The 2251-nt window shown below is 68.5% G+C and carries 2 protein-coding genes and 1 pseudogene; 2 read left to right on the top strand and 1 reads right to left on the bottom strand.

The annotated features are described in order from the left end of the window. Both VIR09_RS06050 and VIR09_RS06045 read left to right on the top strand, forming a co-directional pair. Positions 1–275: pseudogene (locus VIR09_RS06050) on the top strand (hypothetical protein); the annotation flags it as partial. 45 nt (positions 276–320) lie between these two features. Beyond that, positions 321–1640 carry an MFS transporter gene (locus VIR09_RS06045; RefSeq protein ID WP_332012050.1) on the top strand — a complete coding sequence of 440 codons (1320 nt, stop codon included), beginning with the start codon at positions 321–323 and terminating at the stop codon, positions 1638–1640. 55 nt (positions 1641–1695) lie between these two features. Here VIR09_RS06045 and VIR09_RS06040 read toward each other — a convergent pair. Beyond that, the coding region (locus tag VIR09_RS06040) for an NAD(P)-dependent oxidoreductase (protein ID WP_332012049.1) at positions 1696–2251 on the bottom strand (556 nt) is incomplete at its 5' end.

The following is a 2251-nucleotide window of genomic DNA, read 5'->3' as shown; positions in this document are numbered from 1 at the left end:
TGGTCGCCCGGGCCAGCGCGCTGGGCAGCCAGCTGGCGGAGGCGGACGGCTTTGTGCAGTCCTATCTGCTGGTGCCGGATACGGCGCTCAGCACTCCACTGCCGCGCGAGTCCACCGAGAACCGCGTGCTGGCGCCCCTGTTCGTGGTGGAGGCGAGCACGGCGGCGGCCGCGCGGGCCCTGCGCGACCAGGCTTGCCGCGCTTTCGACGCCGATCCGTCCGGCGCCTGGTTGCTGGAACTGGGCTGGAAGCTGGCGGCTGCAGACCTGCGCTAAGCCCGTCGCGGCCTGGCACCAAACATCATATTCAAGGGGAATCCCATGGCTGAAGAAACGCTGTACGGCGCCGCGGCGGTCAAGACCGCGGCAGCGCCCAACAAGATGCGCAGGCTGGCTTTGGCCAGTTCGGTCGGCACCACGCTGGAGTGGTACGACTTCACCATCTACAACCTGATGGCGGCGCTGGTATTCAACTCCATCTTCTTTCCGTCCTTCGACCCGCTGACCGGCACCATCCTGGCGTTTTCCACCTATGCCGTGGGCTACGTGTCGCGGCCGCTGGGCGGCTTTGTCTTCGGACATCTGGGCGACCGGCTGGGGCGCAAGTTCGTCCTGGTCGCCACCCTGGTCATCATGGGCATTTCCACCGGCTTGATGGGGCTGCTGCCGACCTACGCGTCCTGGGGCGTGTGGGCGCCGGTGGCGCTGGTGGCCTTGCGCTTCGTGCAGGGCGTGGCCCTGGGCGGCGAGTGGGCCGGCGCGGTGCTGCTGTCGATGGAGCACGGCAAGCCCAATCAGCGCGGGCGCAACGCCTCGTTCACGCAGATCGGACCGTCCTGCGGCACGCTGATAGGCACGGGCTTCATTGCTGCGGTCTCGGCCTTCCTCAGCCCCGAGGACTTCCAGGCCTGGGGCTGGCGCGTGCCGTTCGTCTCCAGCGTGGCACTGGTGCTGTTCGGCCTGTGGCTGCGCCGCGGCGTCGAGGAGACGCCCGTGTTCCTGGAAATGGAGCAAAAGCGCGAAACCGCCGCCACCCCCATCAAGGAAGTGCTGGGGCAGCACTGGCGCCAACTGCTGGTCGCCGGCGGCTCGCGCATCGGCTCCGACGTGCTCTATGCGCTGGTGGTGGTGTTCACGCTGACCTACGTGACGACGGTGCTGCACCTGTCGCGGCCCTTGGCCCTGACCGCCACCATGCTGGGCGCTGCATTGAATGCGATAGCGGTACCGCTGTGCGGACACCTGTCCGACAAGATCGGCCGGCGTCCGGTGTATCTGGCGGGCGCGATGCTGGGCATGATCTGGGCCTTCGTCTTCTTCGTGCTGATGGACACCGCGCATCCCATCGCCATCTGCGCGGCGGTCGTGGTGGGCCTGCTGATCCATGCGTTGATGTACGGCCCGCAGGCCGCGTTCATCACCGAGCAGTTTCCGGGCCGCGTGCGCTACGCCGGTTCGTCCCTGGCCTACACGCTGGCCGGCATCGTCGGCGGCGGGTTCGCGCCGCTGATCATCGCCAGCCTGTTCAAGTCCTGGAACTCGACCTTTGCGATTTCGCTGTACGTGGCGGCGGCATTGGTGGTGACGGCGGTGGCGGTGCTGGCCGCAAGGGAAACGGCCAAGTCTCCCTTGCAGCGCTGAGGCGCAATGAAAGTCTGTCGCCGTCCGGACCTGAGTCCGGGCGGCGACAGGCCATTCAGGCAATGCTGCGATGGGCCAGCGGCTCGCCTGCGAGCCAGCGATTGAGGTTGTCGACGAACAGGGCGCGCACGCGCGCCGCATTGCCGTCCGAAAACCCGGCGCTGTGCGGCGTGACGATGACGTTGGGCAGTCCCCACAGCGCGGAATCCGGCGGCAGCGGTTCATGCTGGAACACGTCGAGGAAGGCGCCGCCCAGGCGCTGGGCGCTCAGCGCCGCGATCAACTCGGGCTCGTCGATCACATGGCCGCGGGCCACGTTGACCACCATGGCGTGGGCGGGCAGCGCGGCGAGCGCGTCGCGGCCGACCAGGTTACGCGTGACGGGAGTGAGCGGGCAGGCCAATACCAGCCAGTCCGCTGCGGGTAGCAGGGACGGTAGTTCGTCGTAGCTCACCGTATGGCGGGCCTGCGGCACGGACGCGCCGCTATGGCGTGCCACCGATATCTCCAGCCCGAGCGCGCCCAGTAGCGCGCCGATGCGCTGGCCTATGCCGCCCCAGCCGACCACCACGGCATGCTGGCCGGCCAGGTCCCGGGGCGTGCGCGCATCC

The organism is Achromobacter sp. (assembly GCF_036567245.1).
Taxonomy (GTDB): Bacteria; Pseudomonadota; Gammaproteobacteria; order Burkholderiales; family Burkholderiaceae_B; genus Achromobacter.
The sequence above is the reverse complement of the archived record's forward strand: the minus strand, read 5'-3'. Positions and strand labels throughout refer to the sequence as shown.